This is a genomic window from Paenimyroides viscosum (genome assembly GCF_003858535.1).
Classification (GTDB): domain Bacteria; phylum Bacteroidota; class Bacteroidia; order Flavobacteriales; family Flavobacteriaceae; genus Flavobacterium; species Flavobacterium viscosum.
In genome coordinates, this window is sequence record NZ_RQTJ01000024.1 from 18529 (window position 1) to 41504 (window position 22976).

The following is a 22976-nucleotide window of genomic DNA, read 5'->3' on the forward strand; positions in this document are numbered from 1 at the left end:
ATATCATAAAAAAAAGGAGCTTTTAAGCTCCTTTTTTGTTATTTAATACTTTCAAAATTTCGTTTTACAAAAGCAGTTAATTCTTCACCTTTAAGTAAACCTTGCGCTAGTTTTGCTAAATCTAACGCTTGTTTAACTAAATTGTCTTTTGTTTCTTCGTTACTTTCGTTTAAAATTTTCGAAGCAATTTCAGAATTTGTATTAACAATTAAGTTGTACGAATCTGGGAAACTACCAAACATGGTGTTGCCACCCATTGCCTGCATTTCTTTCATACGGCGCATAAATTCTGGTTGCGTAATCATAAAGGGTGCTGCAGTGCTGTCTAAAGCTTCGGTTTGTATATTATAACTTTTATTTGCAATAGTAGTTTCAATAAACTCTTTTAACTGCGTAGTTTCTGTTTCGCTTAATTTCGATATAACTTCTTCATCTTTCTTAATTAAATTATCAATAGAATCCGAATCAACACGAGAAAAAGTAACGTCTTGATTGTCCATTTCCAATTTTTGAATTAAGTGCGATACAATTGGCGAATCTAACAACAAAACTTCATAACCTTTTGCTTTTGCATTGGCAATGTAGCTGTGTTGCGCATCTTTGTTAGATGTGTATAAAAGTACCGTTTTGCCGTCTTTGTTTGTTTGGTTAATCTTTGCTTTCTCTTTTAACTCATCCCAAGTATAAAAAGCATTATCAACAGTTGGGTACAAAACAAAATCTTTTGATTTTTCGTAGAATTTATCTTCACTCAACATACCGTATTCCAGAACAATTTTAATATCGTTCCATTTTTGTTCAAAAGCAGCACGGTCTTCGTTGAATAACGATTTTAGTTTATCGGCAACTTTTCTTGTGATGTAGTTTGCTATTTTCTTAACATTTCCATCAGCCTGTAAATAGGAACGTGACACGTTTAACGGGATATCCGGCGAATCAATCACACCTTTCAACATTGTTAAAAATTCAGGAACAATTCCCTCTACATTATCAGTTACAAAAACCTGATTTTGGTATAATTGAATTTTATCTTTTTGAATATTTAAATCGCCTGACAATTTAGGGAAATATAGAATTCCAGTTAAATTAAAAGGATGATCTACATTTAAATGAATATGAAACAAAGGATCATCGAACTGCATTGGATACAATTCGCGGTAAAAAATTTTATAATCTTCGTCTGATAAATCGCTTGGTTTCTTTGTCCACGCCGGGTTTGGATTGTTGATAATTGCATCAACTTCAATTTCATTATCGCCTTCTTTTTCCGTTTTAGTTCCAAATTTAATAGGAACCGGCATGAATTTGTTGTATTTGTTAAGTAATTCTTGAATTTTATGATCTTCTAAAAATTCGGTAGAATCATCGGCAATATGAAGGATAATTTCAGTTCCGCGATCGGTTTTGTTTGATGGCTCCAAAGTGAATTCCGGCGATCCGTCACATGTCCAATGTACCGCAGGTTCGTCTTTGTACGATTTTGTAATGATTTCCACTTTACTTGCAACCATAAAGGCAGAGTAAAATCCTAAGCCAAAATGACCAATAATTCCTGAATCTTTTGCAGAATCTTTATACTTGTCTAAAAATTCTTCGGCTCCAGAAAAAGCAACTTGGTTAATGTATTTTTCAACTTCTTCGCCTGTCATACCAATACCTTGGTCAATAATATGCAAAGTTTTGTTTTCTTTGTTAATCTTAACTTCTATCTTTGGGTTGCCGTATTCAACCGCTGCTTCACCAATAGATGTTAAGTGTTTTAGCTTTAAAGTTGCATCGGTAGCGTTGCTTATTAACTCACGTAAAAAAATTTCGTGATCGCTGTATAAAAATTTTTTAATTAACGGAAAAATATTTTCAACCGTTACATTTATTTTACCTGATGTCATATTTTGTACTAAATTTAAGGGTTATTTCAGTTGGTGAATAGTCAAAATAGATACCAAACTGAAAAATATGACAAAAAGACATAAAAAAAAATGTGCAAAATTAAATTAAGGCACAAATTTTGTTAATTTTGAATTATAAAATATTTTAATTATGAAAAAGGTCTTAGCAATAGGAATTTTATCGTTAGCAATGTTTTCGTGTAAAACATCTACGAACACTAAAAACGATGTGCCAACACAAATTAAATTAAAAGGTGAGTGGACATTAACAAATGTTAATTATCCGTCGGGATACAAAGTTACATCTTTCAATGTTGCCGATGCAAAATGTTTTGAAGGTAGCCAATGGAAATTTGTATCTAACAATAATTCGGGAACCGTTACATTAAACAATAGTTCTAGTAATTGTCCACAATACAATTCTAAAATTATTTGGAATATTAAGCAAGATACATCGTTCAACCTTAAATTTATTGGTGATGATAAAGCTAAGCATATTACTACAGGTTATAATTTAACAGTATCGAACATTACAGACAACAATTTTGAATTAATTGACAATTCAACAGAGACAACAATTGTATATTCATTCGTAAAAAACAACAAATAGAAAATAATTAAGTTATGAAAAAATTAAATGTATATGTATTAAGTACTGCACTTTTAGCAGGATCTTTTTTAACTGGTTGTAATACGGTTAAAAACGCAAATAATACGCAAAAAGCTGCTGTTGTTGGTGCTACAGCAGGTGCCGTTTTAGGTGGTGTGTTAGGAAATAATGTAGGAAGCAAAAACAATAGTGCATTAGGTGCTGTTTTAGGTGGTGTTATTGGTGGTACAGCAGGTGCAATCATTGGTAAAAACATGGATAAACAAGCACAAGAAATTGAAAATGCTATACCTGGTGCAACAGTAGAAAGAGTTGGTGAAGGTATTAAAGTTGTATTAAACGAAAATACGGTTAACTTTAATTTTGATTCTGCTGAATTAACATCTACTGCAACATCTAACTTAGATAAAATTGTAAAAGTTTTTAAACAAAATCCTAAAACACAAATCATGATTTACGGATACACAGACAGTGTAGGTAAAGATGAGTATAACATGAAATTATCACGTAGTCGTGCAAATGCTGTAAAAGCTTATATGGGATCGAAAGGTATTGGAGCTAAAAGAATCACTTCTCAAGGTATGGGCGAAGCAGATCCAATTGCATCAAACGATACAAAAGAAGGACAAGCAAAAAACCGTAGAGTTGAATTTGCAATTGTTGCAAATGAAGATATGGTACAAGATGCTCAAAAAGAAGCAGCACGTTACTAAATAACAAAATATAATATTATCCAAAAACAGAGTTAATAACTAACTCTGTTTTTTTATTTACAATAAATTAATTATTAACTTCGTGCGTTAATAACAAATTGTAAACATAAGTAATGAACAATACCCATCTTCCTTTAAAAAAAAATGTTGTACGTTTAATTTTAGCTAGTGTTTTAATAGCTACCCCAAGTATCCATACTTTTGCGGTGAATAACAACTCTTCTTACCCTAGTAATTTAAACCAAGAATTACCAAAGCCTTTTTTTAAAAATAAGTTAGGATCTTTTTTAGTTGATTTTACTAAAACCCCGATTTCTAAAATAGCCTTTACAAAAGATTTTAATGCCTATTTTAGTTTAGATAAAGAGCATCATTTTGAAGTGATAAATGAACAGTTTGATTCTGCAACAGGTTATAACCATACTACGTATCAGCATTATTATAAAAATGTAAAGGTTCATGGAGATTTAATTTTTGTTCATGCAAAACAAGATAAAGTACAATATGTTAATGGTCAATTAATTAAGGTTGAAGACTTATCTGTACTTACAAAAATAGGGGAAGATAAAGTTAGAAGCATAGCTTATGACGAATTTGGTAGAAAGGAAAATGTTAAAGAAACAGCTATAGAAACTTATATTTTTAAAAGTGAAACTACCGAAAATACATTAGATATACGATTAGTTCATAAAATAAACTTAACTGCCCTTACACCTTTAAAAAGTATAAATTATGTAATTGATGCCAAAACGGGTGAAATAATATCTCAAGAAAATAAAGTTTTTAAAGCCGATACACCAAGTGTGAGTGCCACTTTTTTTAGAGGAAATAAAAACATTACGGTCGATTCTTACAGCGGAGGCTATAGGTTGTTAGACAATGCACGGAAAATTAAAACAGTAAATGGTTCACAGTTGAATGGTAATTTAAACAATGACGGTACATTCTCTGGTTTTTCTGAATATTCTAGCACAACAGCTAATTTTACAGCCAATAATACAAAACCTGCTGTAGAAGTTCATTGGGCTATGATACAAACGTATGAATATTATAAAAATATTCATAATCGCACTAGTTTTGATGGTAATGGTCATGCAATAAATAATTATTATAACGCAGGAAATTTTCTAGGAACACATGAAAATGCTGGTGCGTTTGATGAAGTTTTTAACAACGAAACTTATAATGGAATGTTTTATGGCAGAGGCGGATCTCTTATGAATCCAGTGGTAAGTTTAGATATTGCTGGTCATGAATTTTCACATATGGTTGTTAGCAGAAATGGTAACGGTGGGTTAGATTATCAAAACGAATCGGGTGCTTTAAATGAATCTTTTGCAGATATGTTTGGAACGGCTATTGAATTTTATGTAAATGACAATCCTAACTGGACAATTGGAGAGGGGGTTTTTAAAAATAATGTTACACCCGGTCATTTAAGAAGCATGAGTGATCCAAAATACACGCCAACCTCTGTAGGTGCACCTCGCCAACCAAATACTTATAAAGGTAATTATTGGCAAAATACAACAACCAATCCAAATCCATCAAACGATTATGGAGGTGTGCACATTAACAGCGGAGTGGGTAATCATTGGTTTTACCTATTAAGTGTAGGTGGAATGGGAATTAACGATTTAGGTAATAACTATTATGTAAATCCAATAACAATTCAAAAAGCAGAACAAATTGCTTATAAGGCTTTAACAAGCGGTTTACCAACAACAGCGACCTATTTAGATGCCTATAACGCAACAATTACTGCCGCAATAATTTTATATGGTGCAAATTCTAATGAATGGGAACAAGTGGTAAACGCATGGTATGCTGTGGGAATTGGCGATGCGCCTGCGTCTACAAAAAACTACGAAATGCAATCTAAGTTAAAAGTATACCCTAACCCAACAAATGGAGAAATTGTTACTATTGAATCAAATTTAGATACTGAAACAACGGTTGAAATGTTTGATTTGACAGGTAAAAAAGTTATGGCTCCAATGATTTTAGTAGAACAAAGTACCATTAACGTGGCACAATATAAAACAGGAATGTATATTTTAAAATTTAAATCTACTAAAGGAGAATATTCTCATAAATTAATGATTAAATAAATAAAATTTAATATTTTTAAGTAAATTAAGGTTAACGGTTTTTCGTTAACCTTTTTAATTTATAGTATATGGATTTTAATATAGCTACAGATCATTGGGAAGCACTTGATTTACTAAAGGCAGTAACATCGCTTTTGGTAGGTATGATATTGGGTGCAGAACGTGAGCTTAAAGATAAAGCTGCAGGTTTTAGAACCATAACTTTAATTTGTTTGGGAAGTACTCTTTTTACTTTGCTATCCTACAAATTGGGAATGGGCGAATCTGAAGATGCAACTAGAATAGCCTCTTATGTTGTAAGTGGTATTGGATTTTTAGGTGCAGGTGTAATTTTTAAAGATGGTTTTACTATAAATGGTTTAACTACAGCTAGCATTATTTGGATTTCTGCAGCTATTGGCATGAGTATTGGTTTTGGGCAATTTTATACTGCCTTTACATTTTTGGGTTGTAGTTTTTTTATTATTCATTTAGGTGGATTCATCAATAAAAAATTACTAACCATGATTTCTTTAAAAAACATTCATATCCATATAAATAAAAAAGATTATACTTCAAGAGCAGAAATAGAAACCAATATAAACCATTTTTGTAAAAGAATAGAATTACGTCAAATGGAAGAAGATATAGATACTATTATCCTTATTTATGAATGTAAAGTTTTAACCAAAAAAATAAACGAACTTGAAGATTATCTTGTGTACAATAAATTTATAAGTAGTTTTAAAATGTAAATAAACCAATTGCGTTTAGCCTTGTGCACTAATCTTACTTATAAGCATTTGTTTTACGGTATCATTCCATTCGTTGTTTAAAATACTTAAAACCATAGTATCTCTTCGTACACCTGTTTTAGGACAAATAGCATTACTACGTAATACGCCGTCTACAGCGCAACCAATACTAAGTAGGGCATTAATACTGCGTAAATTTTCTGTATATGCCCTAAACTCAACACGAACCATTTGCATTTTTTCAAAAGCAAACTCTAATAGCAACCATTTGCAATGTTTGTTAACACCAGTTCCTTGATGTTGTTTGCCGTACCAAGTATAGCCCATTTGCAATCTGTTACTGTCTAAATAAATGTCGCAATAACGAGTGGCACCAACAAATTTTTGTTTCTTTTTATCGTAAACGGCAAAGGTATATTCTTTCTGATCGATTCTTTTTTGAATAGCTATACCTATGTATTTGTTTAAATTTTCGGGCGTGTCACATTTCACCATAGAATATTCCCATATTTCAGGTTCATTCAGTGTGTATTCTAACAATTCCTCATAATGTTTTGCAGATAAAGGCTCTAATCTTACAGAATCATTTTCTAAGATGTAATCTTCGTTAAAATCGAAATTAATCATTAAATAGTATCGTGAAACTTATTGAATTATATTATTAAAGAAATTTTTACAGTTAGAGTCAAAATCAGCATCTTTTAAAAAATCTAATGCCATAGTACTTATTTTTTGATAATCACTCAGTTCTAATTGATCATTAAAAATAACTTTGTAAATGTTACTAATAATGCCAAAAACACCATTTAATTCTTGGGGTAAAATTTCTTTATTTTTTGCAAATATAATCCTTAAAAACTTAGCTGCAACATAAGCTGCAATTTCAATAGCAATGTTAACCGAAATTTCACCTTTTAAACTTTTATGGTAAAGAAGCGTATCTAAATCTTTTTGAATTAAATTTTCTATGTTTGAAGAACTCATATCTTTATTTTATAAAAAAAAACCTGCTTTAAACAGGTTTTAGTATTTTATTAATGACAACTTTTATCAAGATGTTTTTTTATTGAACCTCCCGGGCAAGTTGGTATATCATCAAAAGCATACAGTTTTTTAACTGACTCGCCATTTTCTTCATCAATATAGGTTATTTCTTCACGAGTTGTGTAACCGTCACCATCATCATCTACGTCTATAAAATTAGGCTTTCCGTCACCGTCTGTATCATCGTCCCATAAATCGCCGTTCCCGTTTACATCTTCGTATTTATCCAAAATACCATCGTTATCATGATCTACTTCTTTTGAAAGGATTAATTTTATATCGAAAATAATTGGTTTATAAGCCCCAATAGATCCTGCGGGACTGGCAAAATACCCTAATCCAGAAGGAATAAATACCAAAACTCTCCCCGGATTATCATACGTGTACGTTCCGTCACCATTATCAATAATACTTGCGGCTGTTTTTATTTTTTGAAGTATTTGGGTGTATCCAGGAATATTTTCGCTATATGTTGAAAATGCTGGATAGGCACTCCAAAATCCAAACTTATAAGTATCAAAAATTGTTTTATCAAAATTATAACCTGTGTACGATGTAAAAACGTTGTCGTGAATCATTGGTGTTTCACCACCGCCTTCATTTAAAATTAAATAATAAACGGTATATTCTACATTGTCGTTTGTTTTTGTTAAACCTTGACTAGTGGTGTGGTAAGGAAGGTTTTTTAAAGCTACAGACTGTAAAGGATAGTCGGTTTGTTTCCAAATAGAATTATTAGCTTCAGAAGCAACAGTTTCAAAACTTACACCATCTTCTAGTACTTCAACACTATTTGTCTTTAAAAACGTTTCAATTTCTTTAATGTTTTCATTGAAAACTTCTTGTCTGTCGCGATCTACTATTTCAGCAGTATTATCATCTGGTTTACAATTCCAAAGCAGTAAAGAACTACCACAAATTATAGCCGATGTAAAAAATCTTTTCATTTAACTTATAATTAATGGTGCAAGATACAATTTTCATTTATTTTTGTTTGAAAATTAACCCAAAATTATAATTTTAGCATGCGCATAGATAAATATTTGTGGTGTATTAGGATTTTTAAAACAAGTAGCATTGCAACCGAAGCAGTTAAAAAAGGTCATGTTTCTGTTAATAATCAGCAAGCTAAGGCTTCTAGAGATGTGTTTGCGGGAGATAAAATACAAGTTCGTAAAGATCAAATAAATTATCAATATGTGGTTTTAGATATTCCTGCGAACCGCGTAGGAGCTAAGTTAGTGGATATGTACCGAAAAGATGATACACCTGCCGAGGCTTTTGAACATTTAGAACTTTTAAAATTGGCAAAAGATCATTACCGATTAAAAGGTGATGGGCGTCCAACCAAAAAAGATCGTAGAGACATGGATGATTATTTAGATGATGAAATAGTTGACGAAACCAATTTTAAAGAGTAAATTATGGAATTAAACGAAAAGTTTTGGACCAATAGATACTTACAGAATAATATTCCATGGGATGCAGGCAATATTACAACACCAATTAAAGAGTATGTAGATCAACTGACTAAAAAGGAATTAAAAATTTTAATTCCTGGTGTTGGTAACGGTTACGAATTACAATATTTGTATGCTAACGGTTTTAAAAATGTGTATGGGTTAGATATTTCTGAAGAGCCTATTGCAAATTTTAAAAAAAATAATCCCGATTTTCCTGAAGATCAATTAATAGTTGATGATTTCTTTAAACATGATAATGAATACGATTTAATTATAGAACAAACATTTTTTTGTGCATTAAATCCAGAATTAAGACCTTTGTATGCAACTAAAATGAATAATTTGTTAAAAGGAAATGGCACATTGGCGGGTGTTTTATTTTCGTTTCCATTAACAGAGCAAGGTCCGCCGTTTGGTGGAAGGATTGAAGAGTATCGAGATTTATTTTCAGATAATTTCGTATTTAAAACCTTAGAACCTTGTTACAATTCAATAAAACCAAGATTAAACAACGAACTGTTTATTATATTCAATAAAAAATGATACAAAATATTATATTAACTCAACAACAAATACAGCAAATAACCAAGCGTATTGCATATCAGATATACGAAACTTTTGTAGATGAAACTGAAATTGTAATTGCCGGAATTGCTAACAGCGGATATGTTTTTGCACAGAAAATAAGTGATGAAGTTTCAAAAATTTCAAATATAAAAGTAGTTTTAGGAAAAGTTGAAATAAACAAACAAAATCCGTTGCAAGAGATTAAAACCGATTTACTTAAAACCGATTATGAAAATAAAGCAATTGTTTTGGTTGATGACGTTATGAATTCTGGAGCAACATTGGTTTATGGTGTTAAGTACTTTTTAGAAGTTCCTTTAAAGAAATTTAAAACCGCAGTTTTAATAGACAGAAGTCATAAAAAGTATCCTGTAAAAGCAGATTTTAAAGGTATTTCATTATCTACTTCAAGTTTAGAACATATACAAGTTGTTTTTAGCGATACCGAAGAGTATGCTTATTTAAGCTAAACAAAAAACCTCAAACATTAACGTTTGAGGTTTTTTGTTGCAAGTTATCTTGTTTCGTATAGTACTTCTACCCAGCCGGTTTTAATACCATTTATAGAGTTAAAGCTATAAAAGTATGTACCAGAAGGCAATCGGGCTCCGTTTGTAGTTTGTCCGTTCCATTGGTTGGTATATCCCATGCCGTAACTATAAACCAAATTACCCATACGATTAAATATTTCTAACTTTACTACGCCAAATGGTGTTAAATCCCAATTGTCGTTAAAACCATCGCCGTTTGGTGAAATACCTCTTGGTACTTGACAATCGTTGTTGTAAACCGTGAATGCTGTTTCATAGGTGCATTTATTAAAATCGGGATATTCGTCATCTACAAAAGCACTATTCCCGAATATATAAATGGTTCGTTTACCATAAATAATAGCATCTGCAGAAAATGCACTTAAACGTTTTCCTTGACCGTTAGGTTCGGTAAAATAGTTATATCCCAGCGGAAGTGGCTTTAAAATGTAAGGATCGCAATTAAAATTGTACATATCGTCTATTTTAATTCTTCGTTTAGAATCAAGTTTTAATTCAGATATTATAAAGCATTCTTTTTCATTCTCTATTCTAAGATATGCGGTTTCTTGACTGCCATACAATACTTTATAACTTTTTGGTTGTGCAATTTCATTGGTTTTATTTATGGCATCTGTTCTAGTTTCGTAAAAAGTAAATGAATATTGATCTTTAGGTTCGTCGCCAATAAAATAATCAATAGATTTTTCTAAATCATAAACCAATCCATCGGCAGTTTCTTCTGCACAAAATTCAGAATAATCAATAATTTTTGGAGGGAATCCCAAAGTATCAACTTTCAATCTTAAAGGAACCACAATTGGGCATTTACCGTTTATTGTAATTTGAATGTAAATGGTTTTAGTTCGCGATAAGTAATTGGTAATATTTGTTATGTTATTGGTGTTGTTTTCTTCTGCGTCTATTCTGTTTTCGTAGTATTTGTATTCAGGTTTTGTATTGTTTAGCGGATTAATAATTCTTTCAATATCAGTTAAATTAAAATACTCATCTTTAGTTTGATCGAAATCACAAAATTCTAATTCTAAATCTTGTTCAGGAAGTTTTGCTACTTCATTTACAATAAAAGTAATTTCGGTAACACGTGCTAATAGACCATTTGCTCTTTTAAAACGGGCATAAACTGTTTTTGGACTTTCATCTACCGATACATCGTATAATGAAGGTAAAGTATTTGTTGAAAATAAGTTATTTGCATCTACAGACGATTCAAAAAAGTCTATTGTAAATGTTTTGTTAATATTATTTATTTCATCTTTTATAATATCTAAGTCAAAGGTTTCTTTTCCGTCTTTATCCCAATCGCAAACTTCGTAGGTTTTACCAATTACTGTACAATTTAGAACGGCATCGCCACCAAAAGATAAATCATAACTAACAACCGAACTTTCCCAATGGTCTACAGCTATTAAAATACCATCTCCCGGCACAACATCGTACCAACGAACCATACCAGGAATAACACCAGTATTAGGTGGGGCAGAACCAGCAGTTTCACATAGTTGAACAGGTTCTAATAAAGATAAACCTATATCCATTGTGTTAATGCCAACAATAGTGTTTTGCGAACCCCTATCGCCAGGACCTAAATTTGATAAATTAGGATTTAACCATGAAGCAAAATCAAAATCTACTTGTGCGTTAGGCGATACCGTGAAGGTAAATGTTGACCCAGACTCAATTTCTACATAATAAAAAGTGATTGCAGTAGATAAAGGTAAGGTACTACAAGGTGTAAGTAAATTATTGTACGCATTTGTAGTAGGCGTGGTGCCTTGTACGGTTTGGTTAGAACATAAATTAATGATGTGTATTGGATTTATAGCCTGCCCAAAACATACATTAAAACCTAGCAATAAAAGTAGATGTGTAAAAATATATTTCATATAGTAATTTTTTTAACTATAAATATAATTAAAAAAACAATAGTATTAATTTTTTATTGAGTTTTTACTAAAATTTCGTTGCAAATAGTATCAAGGTCTTTGTTATTAACATCTATTTTATATTTACAAAAATTATAGTAAAAGGCACGTTCAAATAAATGTTGAGCTATAAAAGTAGGGAAATCGGTAACATTTTTTAATAAAGGTCGGTTTGTTTCATGCATTAATCTGCTTGTTAAAGTTGCCACACTTGCTTTTAAGTAAAATGATTCCACATTGTTGTTTTGTAAAAGCAAATGATTGTTTGCATAACAAGGTGTACCACCGCCTAAACTAATTATTAATGGTTTATTTTCATTTATAAGTGAGTTAAACCAAATATTTTCTTGCTTTCTGAAATAAACTTCGCCTTTAAGTTTAAAAATATCGGCAACCTTTAAACCTTCTTTTTCTTCTATGAATTGATCTAAATCAATAAATTCTATATTCAACTTTTGGTGAAGTTTTAAGCCAATTGTTGTCTTACCGCTTCCCATATATCCAACCAAGATAATTTTTTTCATTCTTAAATTAGTGTTTGTTAGTTGATTAAGTTTTTGTTTCTAAAAAACATTAAAATTATATAAAATATATGAGTAAATTATTAAAAAAGTATACTATATTTGCACCCGCAATTACGTTAGTAATTAAGACTCGATAGCTCAGTTGGTAGAGCACAACACTTTTAATGTTGGGGTCCTGGGTTCGAGCCCCAGTCGGGTCACAAAAAGAAGTTTACAGACCGCGTGGAGGAATTGGTAGACTCGCCATCTTGAGGGGGTGGTGCTGAAAAGCGTATGGGTTCGACTCCCATTGTGGTCACAAAAAGTCGAAAATATTATTGACTCGATAGCTCAGTTGGTAGAGCACAACACTTTTAATGTTGGGGTCCTGGGTTCGAGCCCCAGTCGGGTCACTAAATTACATATTGAAAATACCATAAACTTTTAAAGTTTTAGACTCGATAGCTCAGTTGGTAGAGCACAACACTTTTAATGTTGGGGTCCTGGGTTCGAGCCCCAGTCGGGTCACTTCTAGGGATACGTCTAATTATTAGATTTATCCCTTTTTTTATTTTCTTCACTTAATAATTTAAAGGTACAATACCATTATAAAGCATAAATAGTTATCTTTAAACTATGAAAATATGGTTGGTTATTTTATTTATTTTTTTAGGTACTTTCAATGCTTTAGCGCAAACACATAAATTGTTGTTTAAAACAAATAAAGGCAATTTTAAGGTGCTGCTTTACGATTTTACCCCTAAACATCAACAGTTAATTTTAAATGCAGTAAAAAATAAAATGTACCATGACGCATTGTTTAACAGAGTTATTGAAAATTTTGTAGTACAAGGTGGCGCACATGATGTGGATATTGCAGAACAAGAAAAAGCACTGCAGCCCAGCAAACGTTATAGGTTGCCAGCAGAATTCGATTCTCGCGCTTTTCATAAAATGGGTGCTCTTGGTGCCGGTAGAGATGAAAATGATGCTAAAGCTTCTTTTTTAAATCAAATTTATTTTGTGGTTGGTAAAATTGTTACTAACGAAGAATTAAATGCGTTGGAACTAAAAAAAGGAATTAAATTTTCAGAAAATCAAAGAGAAATATATCTTAAAAATGGCGGTTTACCAAGGTTAGATAATGATTATACGGTGTTTGGTGAAGTTTATGAAGGATTGGAAGTTCTCTTAAAAATAAGCAAAGTACAAGCCAATGAAAAGGATTATCCATTAGAGAAAATCATATTTGAAATTACCGAAATTTAATTTATTAAGCTAAAATGAAAGAAACAGATAAACATAATGATAGAATTGCAAAAATGATATTTGCATCGGTATATCCACATTACGTAGCTAAAGTTGAAAAAAAAGGGCGAACTGTTGATGAATTACACCAAGTTATTGAATGGCTTACAGGATTTAATGAAAAAGAATTAATAAAACTTATGGAAGAGAAAGTTACGTTTGAAACTTTTTTTCAGCGCGCCAATTTAAACACAAACGCTCCTTTAATTAAAGGAACTATTTGCGGATATAGAATTGAAGACATTGAAAACCAATTAACAAAAAAAGCCCGATATTTAGATAAGCTGGTTGATGAATTAGCCAAAGGTAAAGCAATGGAAAAAATTCTAAGAAATTCGTGAAAATTGTATAACTTATAGTGTCATTAAGCTAATAAACTTAACAAAAATATAAAGGTTGGTACTTTTTGTATCAACCTTTTTAAATTTAAGCGATCGTAATTACATGTTTAATTCGTTTTCGGCAACTTGTAATTGGGTTATAATTAGGTTGGTTTCATTCGTGAAATAAAAAGTGTCGTTTTTAAAAAGATCTTTATAATAGGCAATTCCATCTAACAAATTTTTACGGAATTTCTCCTGTTTTTTCATTTTAAGATCAGATTGTTCAATTTTGGCAATTTTTTGTTCTTTTTTGTAATGATCTAAATACATTTTTAATTCCTTAATAAACACATGCGGTCTGTCTTCAACATCAATGATATTTTCCCGACCATAAATATGATTCACCATTTGTTTTAACGACGTTTCTTTGTTAAAATACGCAATATTTGGTCCGGGACAAATTACAACGCCTTGCTGTTCGCCTTTTACAGGCAATTCATGATCCATTAAAGCAGCATTTGCCAAACCTACACACAAACAAGCTTTTTCGGTAATTTCTGCAAAATGTTGCTTATAATCTTCAGCACTTAAATTCAAATCAAATAATTCTGCCAATGCTTTCTGCTGATATTTTCGCGATGCCGTACAAAGACCTTCTTCTGAATATTTTTTGTTTAATGCCAGATATTTTCGCGGACAGGAGCTTCCTTCTTTATTGTTGGCAATTCGTTCCTGTTTTATAAATTCATTGGTTGTGCCTTTTATATTGTTAAACGGAATGCCTAACGGAGAAATAGTGCTTAAATACAAATCGTCTTCTTTAGCCAATGCTAATAGATTTCTTGTAGCCTCGTCTGTTGAGGTTGCTTCGGGAACCAGTAAAAACGGCGATCCCCAACCAACGGCATCTAACTGATAATGCGCTAAAAGAAAATCGTGTTCTAAAGCTGTACCAACCCCGCCTTGCGCAGTAATTTTAATGTTTAAAGGCTGTTGCGGAACGTGTCTTCCTTTTTGTTCTAAAGCCTTGCAGAATAATTCGTGCATGGAAAGTGTAAGCTCTTCGCGTTTTTGTTTGAATTCTTCTAAAATAGTTCCCATAAGAAAACCGTCTGTAGCAAAAGCGTGCCCGCCGCAGTTAAGTCCAGATTCTATTCGATATTCCGAAACCCACAACCCTTTTTTTGCCAAGAAACTTCCTTGTATAAATGCAGAACGGTAATCGCTTACCTTTAAAATAATCTTTTTTTGAAGCTGATTTTGTTCATCAGGAAAGAAAACATCAAAGCTTTCAAAATAACCAAATAATCTAGGATTCATTCCTGCCGACAAAATTACCGAAGCATTAACCGTACTTTTTGCAAAACCGCGCAAAGCAGAATGTGCATCGTTATAAATTGCCGGTCGAGGTTCTTTATTTTCGTACGTTTCACGATCTACTTTGGTCATAATATTAACATCGATTGATCCTGGAGTAAGGTGCTGGTCTAAAAAAGCTTTTAATTTTGTAAGCGGTTCGCTGCCTTCCAAATGCTTTCGCAGATTTTCTCTGATTTCTGAAGTATTTGGTAAAAGATCGATGTAGTTTTTTACGACTTCTTTGTTTTTAATCAATTGATCTTTTAAATGTTCAAATTTCTGTTTAACAATGGTATCCAATGTATTCAGGTACGAAGTTATTCTTTGGGCTCTAAAATCTTCTGCCTTTTTACTGATTTCCTTGTAAGGAAGCTGGAATTTTTTGGTGTACAAACGGTTCATTTGTTCGATAAGCTCGTCATCCATCACCGAAATAACAGACGAAATTCCGTAATGCGCTACAAGAATCGGCGTATCAATGGTATAAGCAAGCCCCATAACGGGAATGTGAAAAGTATGTATGTTGGGTATTTTCATGAAAATGATTTTTATTGTTGCGAAGTTTTAAATAAAAATCGTTTCAAATACTGATAAAAATCATTGTAAATACCATATCACAGTTGCAATTTGATCTTTTAACAGTTCAAAATGCGTATTTTTGAATAAATTGTCGATTTAAAGAAAGCACCGTATATTAATAAATAACTTAATAGCAAATCAATGATAAATAATATGAGATTTATAGCGAAAATAATTGGTGTGTTTCTTGTTTTGATTTGCAATCAATCAGTTAAAGCTCAGGTTTTTAGTGTAGGTGCAAAATATGATAAAGCAACAATGTTTCAGGCATCATTTAATATTCCTGTACTGTTTGACAAATACAAACCCTACGATTTTGCTTTTGGGTTAGATTATACTACACCAAACGCAAAAGCACCGTCGGGTTTACAGCCGCAGTTTACGGCAATGTATTTTTTGATTGATGATAAATATAAATCTTACAATGTTTCTGCAGGTGTTATAACCGGTTATTTGTTCGATTTTAATAAAGAATTCAATAATCAGTTTCGGGTTAGTCCGCATGTTTACATGGAAGCTTTTCCGTTTACAATTAAAGTAGGGCATGATTATGTAATGCCACTTAATCAGGGACATTTTTTTATTTCGATAGGAATTGGCGGCGGATATTTATTTCGCCATTTTAGTGTCATGTAGTTGTTTTAAAAAGTAGTAATCAATAAAAAAAGTGAGCCTTAAAAGCTCACCTTTTTTGCTGTATTAGTAAATAACAGGGTAATTTCAGTAGAAATTTAGTTTATTTCATTTCGTTTAAAAATCGCCTTTTGTAAAATTAATAGTTCATATTAAGATCAAACTTTCGTCTAAAGCTTTTCCTTGAAAGAAAAAGTCTTTGTATGGGAATACGTCTGTTAATCCTAAAACATTTCCCATTGCGTAACGCATATCCAGAAAATTTCCAACCATCCAAATAATATGATTCGTTCTACCTTCAATTCTTTTTAGCGCATCTTCTTCTGAAATATCTTTAAGAACCATTAAAAAGCTTTGACTGTGTCCACGAAATGCAGGAATAACGATCTCTAATTTTTGTGATTTTGGTTTGTTCATAACTTAGCTAATTAAATGTTTGATTTTTTCTTTATTGTCAACAAGCATCCAGATGTTAATTAAGAAAAACACACCTGCAATAATTAAACCTTCGGGCATAAAAGTAGCGTTGTGACATAGAATACCAATCATTACAGGAAAAATCATTACCGCACCTAATGCTCTTGTTTTTGGAATTAATACTAAAATTCCTGAAAGAATTTCAATGGTTGCAACCAAAGGTAAAATCCATTTTAAAGTCATCATAGCTTCGTTAATTTTTATCATTTCTGCCGGCATTTCAGGCATGGGCATGTAATGAAAAATTTATCAATACCTGTATTAATCATCATTAAGGCAAATAATACAAAAAAGATTGTTTTTACAATTTTCATGGTTTAAGTTTTATCTTAACCAAATGTAGCCGATTTCGTACCTTTTATTTCTTGTCTTTTGGCAAGAAAATTATTGTTGAGTTATATTTTTAAAACTTCTTTTCTAATTCTACTTAAAGATGTATCGGTAATACCTAAATAAGAAGCAATGTGTTTTAGTGGAGTGTTTTGTACAAGTTGTGGCTTATCTTTTAAAAGCTTTAAATAGCGGTTTGATGCTGTTTGGGTGACCATATCAAGCGATTTTTGTTTTAAAGAAAAAAGCTGAAAGGTAAACCACAAACGCCCCCATTCTGAAAAACCTGGATGCGAGGTAAATAAATTTTGAAAGTCTTGAAAATCAATTTTCCATAAAACACAATCGGTTATTGTTTGTACCGTTTCTTGTGAAGGCTGGCGTTGAAATAGTGATGCTGGAACAATTACAATTTCATTATCAGTAAAAAGTTCGGTTGTAATTTCGTTATTATTATAGTCTAAAACAAAAGCACGTACAATTCCTTTTTCAAGTAAATAGTATTCATTGGCAGTTTCGCCTTCTTTAAAAATATAACTGCCTTTTGGTAATTCTACCTTTTTGTGCGCTTGTGCAATAACGTGTAAATCATTCTCTTTAAATAGAGGGTGCTGATAAATTGACTGAAAAATATCCAACATAAATTCTAATAAATTTTAAAATAAATATAAAAAAACCAATTAATATTTCACTTTAGAATTCTATAATATTTAATTTTTTTGCTGTTTAAGTATTTAATTCATTATATTTAGAATAGAAAATAAAATAGGTATGTTGGTTAAAGTTTTTGGTAGTGCCGTTTTTGGGATTGATGCTACTACAATTACTATTGAAGTAAATATTGACAAAGGTATTGGCTATCATTTGGTTGGTTTGCCAGATAATGCTGTAAAAGAATCAAGTTACCGTATTGCTGCGGCATTGTCTAATATTGGTTATAATTTGCCTGGAAAAAAAATTACAATAAATATGGCACCTGCCGATTTGCGTAAAGAAGGATCTGCCTACGATTTGCCTTTGGCTATTGGTATTTTGGCAGCATCGGGTCAGTTAAAAAAGACCGATTTTACTCATTGTATGATTATGGGTGAATTGTCGTTAGACGGATCTGTTCAACCAATAAAAGGAGCTTTACCAATTGCAATTCAGGCAAAAAATGATGGATTTACCGATATATTTTTACCTAAACAAAATGTACAAGAAGCTGCTATTGTTCACGGGTTGAATGTTTATGCGGTTGATAATATTGCCGATTTAATCAGTCATTTTGAAGAGAAAACGCTGCTTAAAACCGTTGAACTTCAAGAGGAAGATTTGTTTGATGTTGCCAGCGATTTTTCGTTATTAGATTTTGCCGAGGTAAAAGGGCAGGAGAACATTAAACGTGCTTTGGAAATTGCAGCAGCAGGCGGACATAATATTCTTTTGATTGGTCCGCCCGGTTCTGGAAAAACCATGCTAGCTAAAAGATTACCAAGTATTTTGCCACCAATGACGGTTGAGGAATCTTTAGAAACCACCAAGATTCACAGTGTGGTAGGCAAAGCGCAAAATGTAGGGTTGATAAAGAAAAGACCGTTTAGAGCACCGCATCATACTGCTTCTAGTGTTTCCTTGGTTGGTGGCGGAAGTTATCCGCAACCTGGTGAAATTTCTTTGGCACACAATGGTGTGTTGTTTTTAGACGAATTACCTGAGTTTAAGCGCGAAGTGTTAGAAGTAATGCGTCAGCCTTTAGAAGATCGCGAAGTAACTATTTCTCGGGCAAAATTCACGGTTTCGTACCCTTCATCTTTTATGCTGGTAGCAAGTATGAATCCTAGTCCAAGTGGATATTTTATGAACGATAAAGGTTTAAGTCAGTCTTCATCTATGGAAATGAATCGATATTTGAACAAAATTTCGGGACCTTTATTGGATCGAATCGACCTTCACATTGAAGTAAACCCTGTTCCGTTTGAAAAACTGGCAGATAAATCAACAGCCGAAAAAAGTGATGACATACGAAAACGTGTCATAAAAGCAAGAACCTTTCAATCACAAAGATTTAGTGAATATCACGGAATTCATTACAACGCACAAATGCCTACAAAACTAATTTCTATTTTCTGTGAGTTAGATGAAACTTCGCTAAATCTGCTGCAAACAGCAATGGAGAAGCTGAATTTATCGGCTCGTGCGTACGATCGAATTTTAAAAGTTGCTAGAACAATTGCTGATTTAGAAGCTGCCGAAAAAATAAAACCCCAGCATATTGCAGAGGCTATTCAATATAGAAGTTTAGATCGTGATTTGTGGACAAATAACTAAACTTGTTCTTTTATGTGAGTGTACAAACTGTAAGCAACAATGTAATTTAACGGTAGTGTTAAGATGATTCCTAACCCAAAAAATAGTATTCCTATAAAAGATAAAAAATAGGCAAAGGCAATGAAAAAGAATAAAAATGCTGGTTTTTGATTAACTGTTTTTACACTTAAATCAATACTTTTTCTAATACTTAAACCATCGATATAAATTGCGGGGATTGTAAAATACGTTAAAAATTGTAATAGTATGCTTATGCCTAAACCTACTAACGCAAATCCAGCAAAATCTAAAAAATAAGAAGCGGTTGTAGTTATAAGTTGCAATAAAATGATAACGTTTAATACTTTTAAGCCTTCTTTGCTAAAAATAGTTCCAAAAGCATTACCAAGTGTTGCGTAAGGTTGTGTTTCTACTTTTTTAATCATTCCATAAATACCGCCTAAAAAATAGTGCAAAGCAATTGTAACAACAGTATTTAAAATAAGTAACGGGGTAGCGTTGGCTACCATAAATTGATCTAAATTTTTTTGGTTAGACATTTTTATTAATTCATCTGGTGAACCAATTACAGCAATTAACCCAAACGAATATATAACCAAAACAATGATAAACGTAAGAAAAATATACAAACCTGCAGTGATTGATACTTTTTTAGCGATAGCAATTATACGTTCGGATAATTTTATTTGATCGATTTCGTAACTCATATATAAATAAAAATGCTTCGCAAAAATACGAAGCATTTTTTTAATAGTTAGCTATTTTAGTATCTAATACTGTTATAAATAGTTTCTATATCTCCTTGATTAATATCACCAGAATTAAAACCTTTCATGAACCAAGCTTTGCGTTCTGCCGAAGTTCCATGTGTAAATGTTTCGGGTTGAACGTGTCCTTGCATTTTGCTTTGAATAGCATCGTCACCAACAGCTTGTGCAGCACTTATAGCTTCATCAATATCGCCAGCATCAAGTTTTTCTTTGTTACGGCTAGCCCAAACGCCTGCATAAAAATCGGCTTGTAGTTCTTGTGCTACAGATAGTTTATTTGCACCGGCTTTATCTGTTTTTTGTTGTGCCTGACGAACTTGTTGATTGGTACCAACTATTGTTTGTACATGATGCCCAACTTCATGTGCAATTACATACGCAATAGCAAAATCGCCACCTTTTGCTCCAAAACGGGTACGTAATTGTTCAAAAAAACGTAAATCCATATATACTTTTTGGTCAGCTGGACAGTAAAATGGTCCCGCCGCTGATGTTGCAGATCCACATGCTGTATTTACGCCATCATCAAACAAAACCATTCCTGGTTTTTGATACTTTTGACCGTTTTCTTTAAAAATTTCAGTCCAAGTTATATGATTATAATCAAAATTAGCTTCTGTAAACTGCCCTAAAGTTATTTCTTCGTCTGATAATTCTCGTGTTTGCACTTGCTCAGACGATTGAGTAGTGCCTTGTGTTTGGTTTAAAATAGTACCTATTACCTGACCCGTTTCTCCACCAAACATGGTTAGTAGTAAAGCAACTACACCAATAATTCCACCACCAACAATTGCTTTGCCACCGCCAGACATTCCGCGACGGTCTTCAAAGCCTTCTGCTTTTCTTTTTTCCCATTTCATATCTAAAATTTTAATCTAATATACTATTTTTCTACATTTTTCCAAATAATATCGTCGGGAACAGGTGCAATTATTTTTAATTCTTCTTTTGTAACGGGGTGGCTTAATACTAATTTTCGCGCATGTAAATGAATACCACCGTCTTTATTACTACGATCGAACCCATATTTTAAATCACCTTTAATTGGGCAACCAATAGCAGTTAATTGACAACGGATTTGATGATGACGACCCGTATGCAGATTGATTTCCAACGCAAAATAAGAGTTTAATTTTTGAATGATTTTATAATCTAAAACAGCTTGTTTGCTATCTTTTACTTCTTTTAAATGTGCTTTAGAGGTGTTGTTTTTAGGATTTCGGGTTAAATAGTGAATTAACGTATCGCTTTCTTTCGGCGGTTGATTTTTTACAACAGCCCAATAGGTTTTCTGTGTTTCACGGTTTTTAAACAAATCATTCAGTCGGGTTAATGCTTTTGATGTTTTTGCAAACAACACAATGCCCGATGTTGGTCGATCCAACCTATGAACAACTCCTAAAAAAACGGCTCCGGGTTTGCTGTATTTATCTTTTAGGTACTCTTTTACAACATCGCTTAAAGGTTTGTCTCCCGTTTCATCGCCCTGCACAATATCGCCCACACGTTTATTTACCACAATTAAGTGATTGTCTTCGTATAAAACCTGTAAATTTTCTTTTGTTGAATAGCTTTTCATTAGTGATGAAAATAAATAATTTACCACAGATGCACAGATGAAAATGATATTCATTTAATTGTTTTAGATGCAACTTATTTTGTAGATCAAGCTAAAAAAAATTATTTAGATTAATAAAAAATCTGTGCATCTGTGGTTTATTGTAATTAATACTGCTCTGTTGAATTAGGGAAGTCTTTTGATTTTACATCATCAACATACTGACCGATAGCTTTGGTCATATCTTCGTACAAATTCATGTATCTTCTTAAAAATTTCGGACTAAATTCATGCGTCATACCAATCATATCATGCACTACTAAAACCTGACCGTCAACGCCGCCACCAGCTCCAATTCCAATAATAGGGATTGATACTTCTTGTGCGACTCTTGTAGCTAATGTTGCAGGAATTTTTTCTAAAACAATAGCAAAACATCCAATTTTCTCTAACATTTTAGCGTCTTCGATCAACTTTTCTGCTTCTTCCTCTTCTTTTGCTCTAACGGTGTATGTTCCGAATTTGTAAATCGATTGCGGTGTTAAACCTAAATGTCCCATAACAGGAACGCCGGCACCCAAAATCTTTTTAATTCCTTCTTTAATTTCTTTACCACCTTCTAATTTTAAGGCATGAGCACCACTTTCTTTCATTACACGAATGGCAGATTCTAATGCTTTTTTAGAATCCGATTGATAAGTTCCAAAAGGTAAATCAACCACTACCAAAGCACGCTCTACACCACGCACCACGCATGATGCATGATAAATCATTTGATCTAAAGTTATAGGTAAAGTAGTTTCATGACCCGCCATTACGTTACTGGCAGAATCGCCCACCAAAATCACATCAACCCCCGCAGAATCTACAATTTTAGCCATGGTGTAATCATAAGCGGTAAGCATAGAGATTTTTTCTCCGTTTTGTTTCATATCAAAAAGTGACTTGGTGGTCACTATCTTATAATCTTTTTTAGCTACTGACATAACTGTAATAATTGTTGTTTAGTGGGGTAAAATTAGGCAAAAAGTTTAAGAAAAAGGTTATTAGCTATTATTTCTTGTTTTATCCTTACAACCCAATAACTTTAATTTTGTGGAATACTACAATAAACACTACTTTTGAGCAAAAATAATTATGAAACAAATTATATCACTAACCCGTAGTGCATTATAGAAAAAGTTGCTCAAAAGATTAAAAATCAGTATATTGTATTGAC

At 32.3% G+C, this 22976-nt stretch carries 25 protein-coding genes and 4 tRNA genes; 15 read left to right on the forward strand and 14 right to left on the reverse strand.

Features of this window, described 5'->3' with window-relative positions; translation table 11 throughout:
- Window positions 1-38: 38 nt before the first annotated feature.
- Window positions 39-1889 (reverse strand): molecular chaperone HtpG, encoded by a 1851-nt coding sequence (gene htpG, locus EG242_RS10635; RefSeq protein ID WP_124899861.1) that lies wholly within the window; start codon window positions 1887-1889, stop codon window positions 39-41.
- A 151-nt stretch (window positions 1890-2040) separates the two neighbouring features.
- Between htpG and EG242_RS10640 the strand changes: the two genes are divergently transcribed.
- From EG242_RS10640 to EG242_RS10655, 4 genes are all read left to right on the forward strand, one after another.
- Window positions 2041-2499 carry a lipocalin family protein gene (locus EG242_RS10640; protein WP_124899862.1) on the forward strand — a complete coding sequence of 153 codons (459 nt, stop codon included), beginning with the start codon at window positions 2041-2043 and terminating at the stop codon, window positions 2497-2499.
- A 14-nt stretch (window positions 2500-2513) separates the two neighbouring features.
- Window positions 2514-3212, forward strand: coding sequence for an OmpA family protein (locus EG242_RS10645; protein WP_124899863.1), 699 nt, complete (start codon window positions 2514-2516; stop codon window positions 3210-3212).
- 113 nt (window positions 3213-3325) lie between these two features.
- Complete coding sequence (locus EG242_RS10650; RefSeq protein ID WP_124899864.1) at window positions 3326-5323, forward strand: M4 family metallopeptidase; 1998 nt, start codon at window positions 3326-3328, stop codon at window positions 5321-5323.
- A gap of 68 nt (window positions 5324-5391) precedes the next feature.
- On the forward strand, window positions 5392-6057 hold the full coding sequence (locus EG242_RS10655; protein ID WP_124899865.1) for an MgtC/SapB family protein: 666 nt from the start codon (window positions 5392-5394) through the stop codon (window positions 6055-6057).
- A gap of 15 nt (window positions 6058-6072) precedes the next feature.
- On the opposite strand, the gene EG242_RS10660 is transcribed toward EG242_RS10655, so the two are convergent.
- From EG242_RS10660 to EG242_RS10670, 3 genes are read right to left on the reverse strand one after another with little or no spacing between them, the layout of a single operon-like run.
- A complete protein-coding gene (locus EG242_RS10660) occupies window positions 6073-6684 on the reverse strand; it encodes a GNAT family N-acetyltransferase (RefSeq protein ID WP_124899866.1) in 612 nt (203 codons plus the stop codon).
- Between the two features lie 18 nt (window positions 6685-6702).
- On the reverse strand, window positions 6703-7041 hold the full coding sequence (locus tag EG242_RS10665; protein ID WP_124899867.1) for a hypothetical protein: 339 nt from the start codon (window positions 7039-7041) through the stop codon (window positions 6703-6705).
- Between the two features lie 50 nt (window positions 7042-7091).
- Window positions 7092-8048 carry an FKBP-type peptidyl-prolyl cis-trans isomerase gene (locus tag EG242_RS10670; protein WP_124899868.1) on the reverse strand — a complete coding sequence of 319 codons (957 nt, stop codon included), beginning with the start codon at window positions 8046-8048 and terminating at the stop codon, window positions 7092-7094.
- Between the two features lie 78 nt (window positions 8049-8126).
- Between EG242_RS10670 and EG242_RS10675 the strand changes: the two genes are divergently transcribed.
- From EG242_RS10675 to EG242_RS10685, 3 genes are read left to right on the forward strand one after another with little or no spacing between them, the layout of a single operon-like run.
- On the forward strand, window positions 8127-8522 hold the full coding sequence (locus EG242_RS10675; RefSeq protein ID WP_124899869.1) for an RNA-binding S4 domain-containing protein: 396 nt from the start codon (window positions 8127-8129) through the stop codon (window positions 8520-8522).
- A gap of 3 nt (window positions 8523-8525) precedes the next feature.
- Window positions 8526-9107, forward strand: a complete 582-nt coding sequence (locus EG242_RS10680; RefSeq protein ID WP_124899870.1) for a methyltransferase domain-containing protein — start codon at window positions 8526-8528, stop codon at window positions 9105-9107.
- Entirely contained in the window at window positions 9104-9601 is a 498-nt protein-coding gene (locus tag EG242_RS10685; protein ID WP_124899871.1) for a phosphoribosyltransferase family protein, read from the forward strand. Before EG242_RS10680 ends, EG242_RS10685 begins: the two co-directional genes overlap by 4 nt.
- Before the next feature lie 44 nt (window positions 9602-9645).
- On the opposite strand, the gene EG242_RS10690 is transcribed toward EG242_RS10685, so the two are convergent.
- Window positions 9646-11568, reverse strand: coding sequence for a gliding motility-associated C-terminal domain-containing protein (locus EG242_RS10690; RefSeq protein WP_124899872.1), 1923 nt, complete (start codon window positions 11566-11568; stop codon window positions 9646-9648).
- 53 nt (window positions 11569-11621) lie between these two features.
- On the reverse strand, window positions 11622-12131 hold the full coding sequence (locus EG242_RS10695; RefSeq protein WP_124899873.1) for a shikimate kinase: 510 nt from the start codon (window positions 12129-12131) through the stop codon (window positions 11622-11624).
- A 127-nt stretch (window positions 12132-12258) separates the two neighbouring features.
- Here EG242_RS10695 and EG242_RS10700 point away from each other — a divergent pair.
- The 6 genes from EG242_RS10700 to EG242_RS10725 all read left to right on the forward strand — a co-directional run bounded on the left by EG242_RS10700 (window position 12259) and on the right by EG242_RS10725 (window position 13759).
- Window positions 12259-12331, forward strand: a tRNA-Lys gene (locus EG242_RS10700).
- Between the two features lie 16 nt (window positions 12332-12347).
- Window positions 12348-12429: transfer RNA gene (locus EG242_RS10705), tRNA-Leu, on the forward strand.
- A 21-nt stretch (window positions 12430-12450) separates the two neighbouring features.
- Window positions 12451-12523 (forward strand) — tRNA-Lys (locus tag EG242_RS10710).
- Window positions 12524-12565: 42 nt separating this feature from the next.
- A tRNA-Lys gene (locus EG242_RS10715) sits at window positions 12566-12638 on the forward strand.
- A 108-nt stretch (window positions 12639-12746) separates the two neighbouring features.
- Window positions 12747-13379, forward strand: coding sequence for a peptidylprolyl isomerase (locus EG242_RS10720; RefSeq protein ID WP_124899874.1), 633 nt, complete (start codon window positions 12747-12749; stop codon window positions 13377-13379).
- A 14-nt stretch (window positions 13380-13393) separates the two neighbouring features.
- Window positions 13394-13759, forward strand: a complete 366-nt coding sequence (locus EG242_RS10725; protein ID WP_124899875.1) for a DUF2200 domain-containing protein — start codon at window positions 13394-13396, stop codon at window positions 13757-13759.
- A 99-nt stretch (window positions 13760-13858) separates the two neighbouring features.
- On the opposite strand, the gene EG242_RS10730 is transcribed toward EG242_RS10725, so the two are convergent.
- The gene (locus tag EG242_RS10730) at window positions 13859-15637 is read right to left on the reverse strand and encodes a hypothetical protein (protein ID WP_124899876.1); all 1779 of its coding nucleotides are present in this window, start codon (window positions 15635-15637) and stop codon (window positions 13859-13861) included.
- A gap of 195 nt (window positions 15638-15832) precedes the next feature.
- Here EG242_RS10730 and EG242_RS10735 point away from each other — a divergent pair, with 195 nt between their 5' ends.
- Entirely contained in the window at window positions 15833-16315 is a 483-nt protein-coding gene (locus tag EG242_RS10735; RefSeq protein WP_203227707.1) for a hypothetical protein, read from the forward strand.
- 144 nt (window positions 16316-16459) lie between these two features.
- Here the strand turns inward: EG242_RS10735 and EG242_RS10740 are convergent, their stop codons facing one another.
- The 3 genes from EG242_RS10740 to EG242_RS10750 all read right to left on the reverse strand — a co-directional run bounded on the left by EG242_RS10740 (window position 16460) and on the right by EG242_RS10750 (window position 17760).
- Window positions 16460-16729, reverse strand: a complete 270-nt coding sequence (locus tag EG242_RS10740) for a hypothetical protein (RefSeq protein ID WP_124899877.1) — start codon at window positions 16727-16729, stop codon at window positions 16460-16462.
- 3 nt (window positions 16730-16732) lie between these two features.
- On the reverse strand, window positions 16733-17023 hold the full coding sequence (locus EG242_RS10745) for a DoxX family protein (protein WP_235831899.1): 291 nt from the start codon (window positions 17021-17023) through the stop codon (window positions 16733-16735).
- A gap of 161 nt (window positions 17024-17184) precedes the next feature.
- The gene (locus EG242_RS10750; protein ID WP_124899878.1) at window positions 17185-17760 is read right to left on the reverse strand and encodes a Crp/Fnr family transcriptional regulator; all 576 of its coding nucleotides are present in this window, start codon (window positions 17758-17760) and stop codon (window positions 17185-17187) included.
- A 130-nt stretch (window positions 17761-17890) separates the two neighbouring features.
- Between EG242_RS10750 and EG242_RS10755 the strand changes: the two genes are divergently transcribed.
- Window positions 17891-19429, forward strand: coding sequence for a YifB family Mg chelatase-like AAA ATPase (locus EG242_RS10755; RefSeq protein ID WP_124899879.1), 1539 nt, complete (start codon window positions 17891-17893; stop codon window positions 19427-19429).
- On the opposite strand, the gene EG242_RS10760 is transcribed toward EG242_RS10755, so the two are convergent.
- The 4 genes from EG242_RS10760 to panB all read right to left on the reverse strand — a co-directional run bounded on the left by EG242_RS10760 (window position 19426) and on the right by panB (window position 22743).
- Window positions 19426-20172: a hypothetical protein gene (locus EG242_RS10760; RefSeq protein WP_124899880.1), complete on the reverse strand. Its 747-nt coding sequence runs from the start codon at window positions 20170-20172 to the stop codon at window positions 19426-19428. The genes EG242_RS10755 and EG242_RS10760 overlap by 4 nt on opposite strands.
- 20 nt (window positions 20173-20192) lie before the next feature.
- The gene (gene ypfJ, locus EG242_RS10765) at window positions 20193-21059 is read right to left on the reverse strand and encodes a KPN_02809 family neutral zinc metallopeptidase (protein WP_124899881.1); all 867 of its coding nucleotides are present in this window, start codon (window positions 21057-21059) and stop codon (window positions 20193-20195) included.
- A 23-nt stretch (window positions 21060-21082) separates the two neighbouring features.
- Entirely contained in the window at window positions 21083-21778 is a 696-nt protein-coding gene (locus EG242_RS10770; RefSeq protein ID WP_124899884.1) for an RluA family pseudouridine synthase, read from the reverse strand.
- Between the two features lie 146 nt (window positions 21779-21924).
- Window positions 21925-22743 (reverse strand): 3-methyl-2-oxobutanoate hydroxymethyltransferase, encoded by an 819-nt coding sequence (gene panB, locus EG242_RS10775; protein ID WP_124899882.1) that lies wholly within the window; start codon window positions 22741-22743, stop codon window positions 21925-21927.
- Window positions 22744-22976 lie beyond the last annotated feature (233 nt).

Bases quoted from the DNA above. Each gene is read 5' to 3' on its own strand.
- EG242_RS10745 (WP_235831899.1), bottom strand. From the start codon at position 17,023: ATGCCCATGCCTGAAATGCCGGCAGAAATGATAAAAATTAACGAAGCT.
- EG242_RS10640 (WP_124899862.1), top strand. From the start codon at position 2,041: ATGAAAAAGGTCTTAGCAATAGGAATTTTATCGTTAGCAATGTTTTCG.
- EG242_RS10770 (WP_124899884.1), bottom strand. From the start codon at position 21,778: ATGAAAAGCTATTCAACAAAAGAAAATTTACAGGTTTTATACGAAGAC.
- EG242_RS10665 (WP_124899867.1), bottom strand. From the start codon at position 7,041: ATGAGTTCTTCAAACATAGAAAATTTAATTCAAAAAGATTTAGATACG.
- EG242_RS10675 (WP_124899869.1), top strand. From the start codon at position 8,127: ATGCGCATAGATAAATATTTGTGGTGTATTAGGATTTTTAAAACAAGT.
- EG242_RS10735 (WP_203227707.1), top strand. From the start codon at position 15,833: ATGAGATTTATAGCGAAAATAATTGGTGTGTTTCTTGTTTTGATTTGC.
- EG242_RS10740 (WP_124899877.1), bottom strand. From the start codon at position 16,729: ATGAACAAACCAAAATCACAAAAATTAGAGATCGTTATTCCTGCATTT.
- EG242_RS10660 (WP_124899866.1), bottom strand. From the start codon at position 6,684: ATGATTAATTTCGATTTTAACGAAGATTACATCTTAGAAAATGATTCT.
- EG242_RS10725 (WP_124899875.1), top strand. From the start codon at position 13,394: ATGAAAGAAACAGATAAACATAATGATAGAATTGCAAAAATGATATTT.
- EG242_RS10645 (WP_124899863.1), top strand. From the start codon at position 2,514: ATGAAAAAATTAAATGTATATGTATTAAGTACTGCACTTTTAGCAGGA.
- EG242_RS10680 (WP_124899870.1), top strand. From the start codon at position 8,526: ATGGAATTAAACGAAAAGTTTTGGACCAATAGATACTTACAGAATAAT.
- EG242_RS10670 (WP_124899868.1), bottom strand. From the start codon at position 8,048: ATGAAAAGATTTTTTACATCGGCTATAATTTGTGGTAGTTCTTTACTG.
- ypfJ (WP_124899881.1), bottom strand. From the start codon at position 21,059: ATGAAATGGGAAAAAAGAAAAGCAGAAGGCTTTGAAGACCGTCGCGGA.
- EG242_RS10755 (WP_124899879.1), top strand. From the start codon at position 17,891: ATGTTGGTTAAAGTTTTTGGTAGTGCCGTTTTTGGGATTGATGCTACT.
- EG242_RS10650 (WP_124899864.1), top strand. From the start codon at position 3,326: ATGAACAATACCCATCTTCCTTTAAAAAAAAATGTTGTACGTTTAATT.
- EG242_RS10655 (WP_124899865.1), top strand. From the start codon at position 5,392: ATGGATTTTAATATAGCTACAGATCATTGGGAAGCACTTGATTTACTA.
- EG242_RS10720 (WP_124899874.1), top strand. From the start codon at position 12,747: ATGAAAATATGGTTGGTTATTTTATTTATTTTTTTAGGTACTTTCAAT.
- htpG (WP_124899861.1), bottom strand. From the start codon at position 1,889: ATGACATCAGGTAAAATAAATGTAACGGTTGAAAATATTTTTCCGTTA.
- EG242_RS10730 (WP_124899876.1), bottom strand. From the start codon at position 15,637: ATGAAAATACCCAACATACATACTTTTCACATTCCCGTTATGGGGCTT.
- panB (WP_124899882.1), bottom strand. From the start codon at position 22,743: ATGTCAGTAGCTAAAAAAGATTATAAGATAGTGACCACCAAGTCACTT.
- EG242_RS10760 (WP_124899880.1), bottom strand. From the start codon at position 20,172: ATGCTTCGTATTTTTGCGAAGCATTTTTATTTATATATGAGTTACGAA.
- EG242_RS10695 (WP_124899873.1), bottom strand. From the start codon at position 12,131: ATGAAAAAAATTATCTTGGTTGGATATATGGGAAGCGGTAAGACAACA.
- EG242_RS10750 (WP_124899878.1), bottom strand. From the start codon at position 17,760: ATGTTGGATATTTTTCAGTCAATTTATCAGCACCCTCTATTTAAAGAG.
- EG242_RS10690 (WP_124899872.1), bottom strand. From the start codon at position 11,568: ATGAAATATATTTTTACACATCTACTTTTATTGCTAGGTTTTAATGTA.
- EG242_RS10685 (WP_124899871.1), top strand. From the start codon at position 9,104: ATGATACAAAATATTATATTAACTCAACAACAAATACAGCAAATAACC.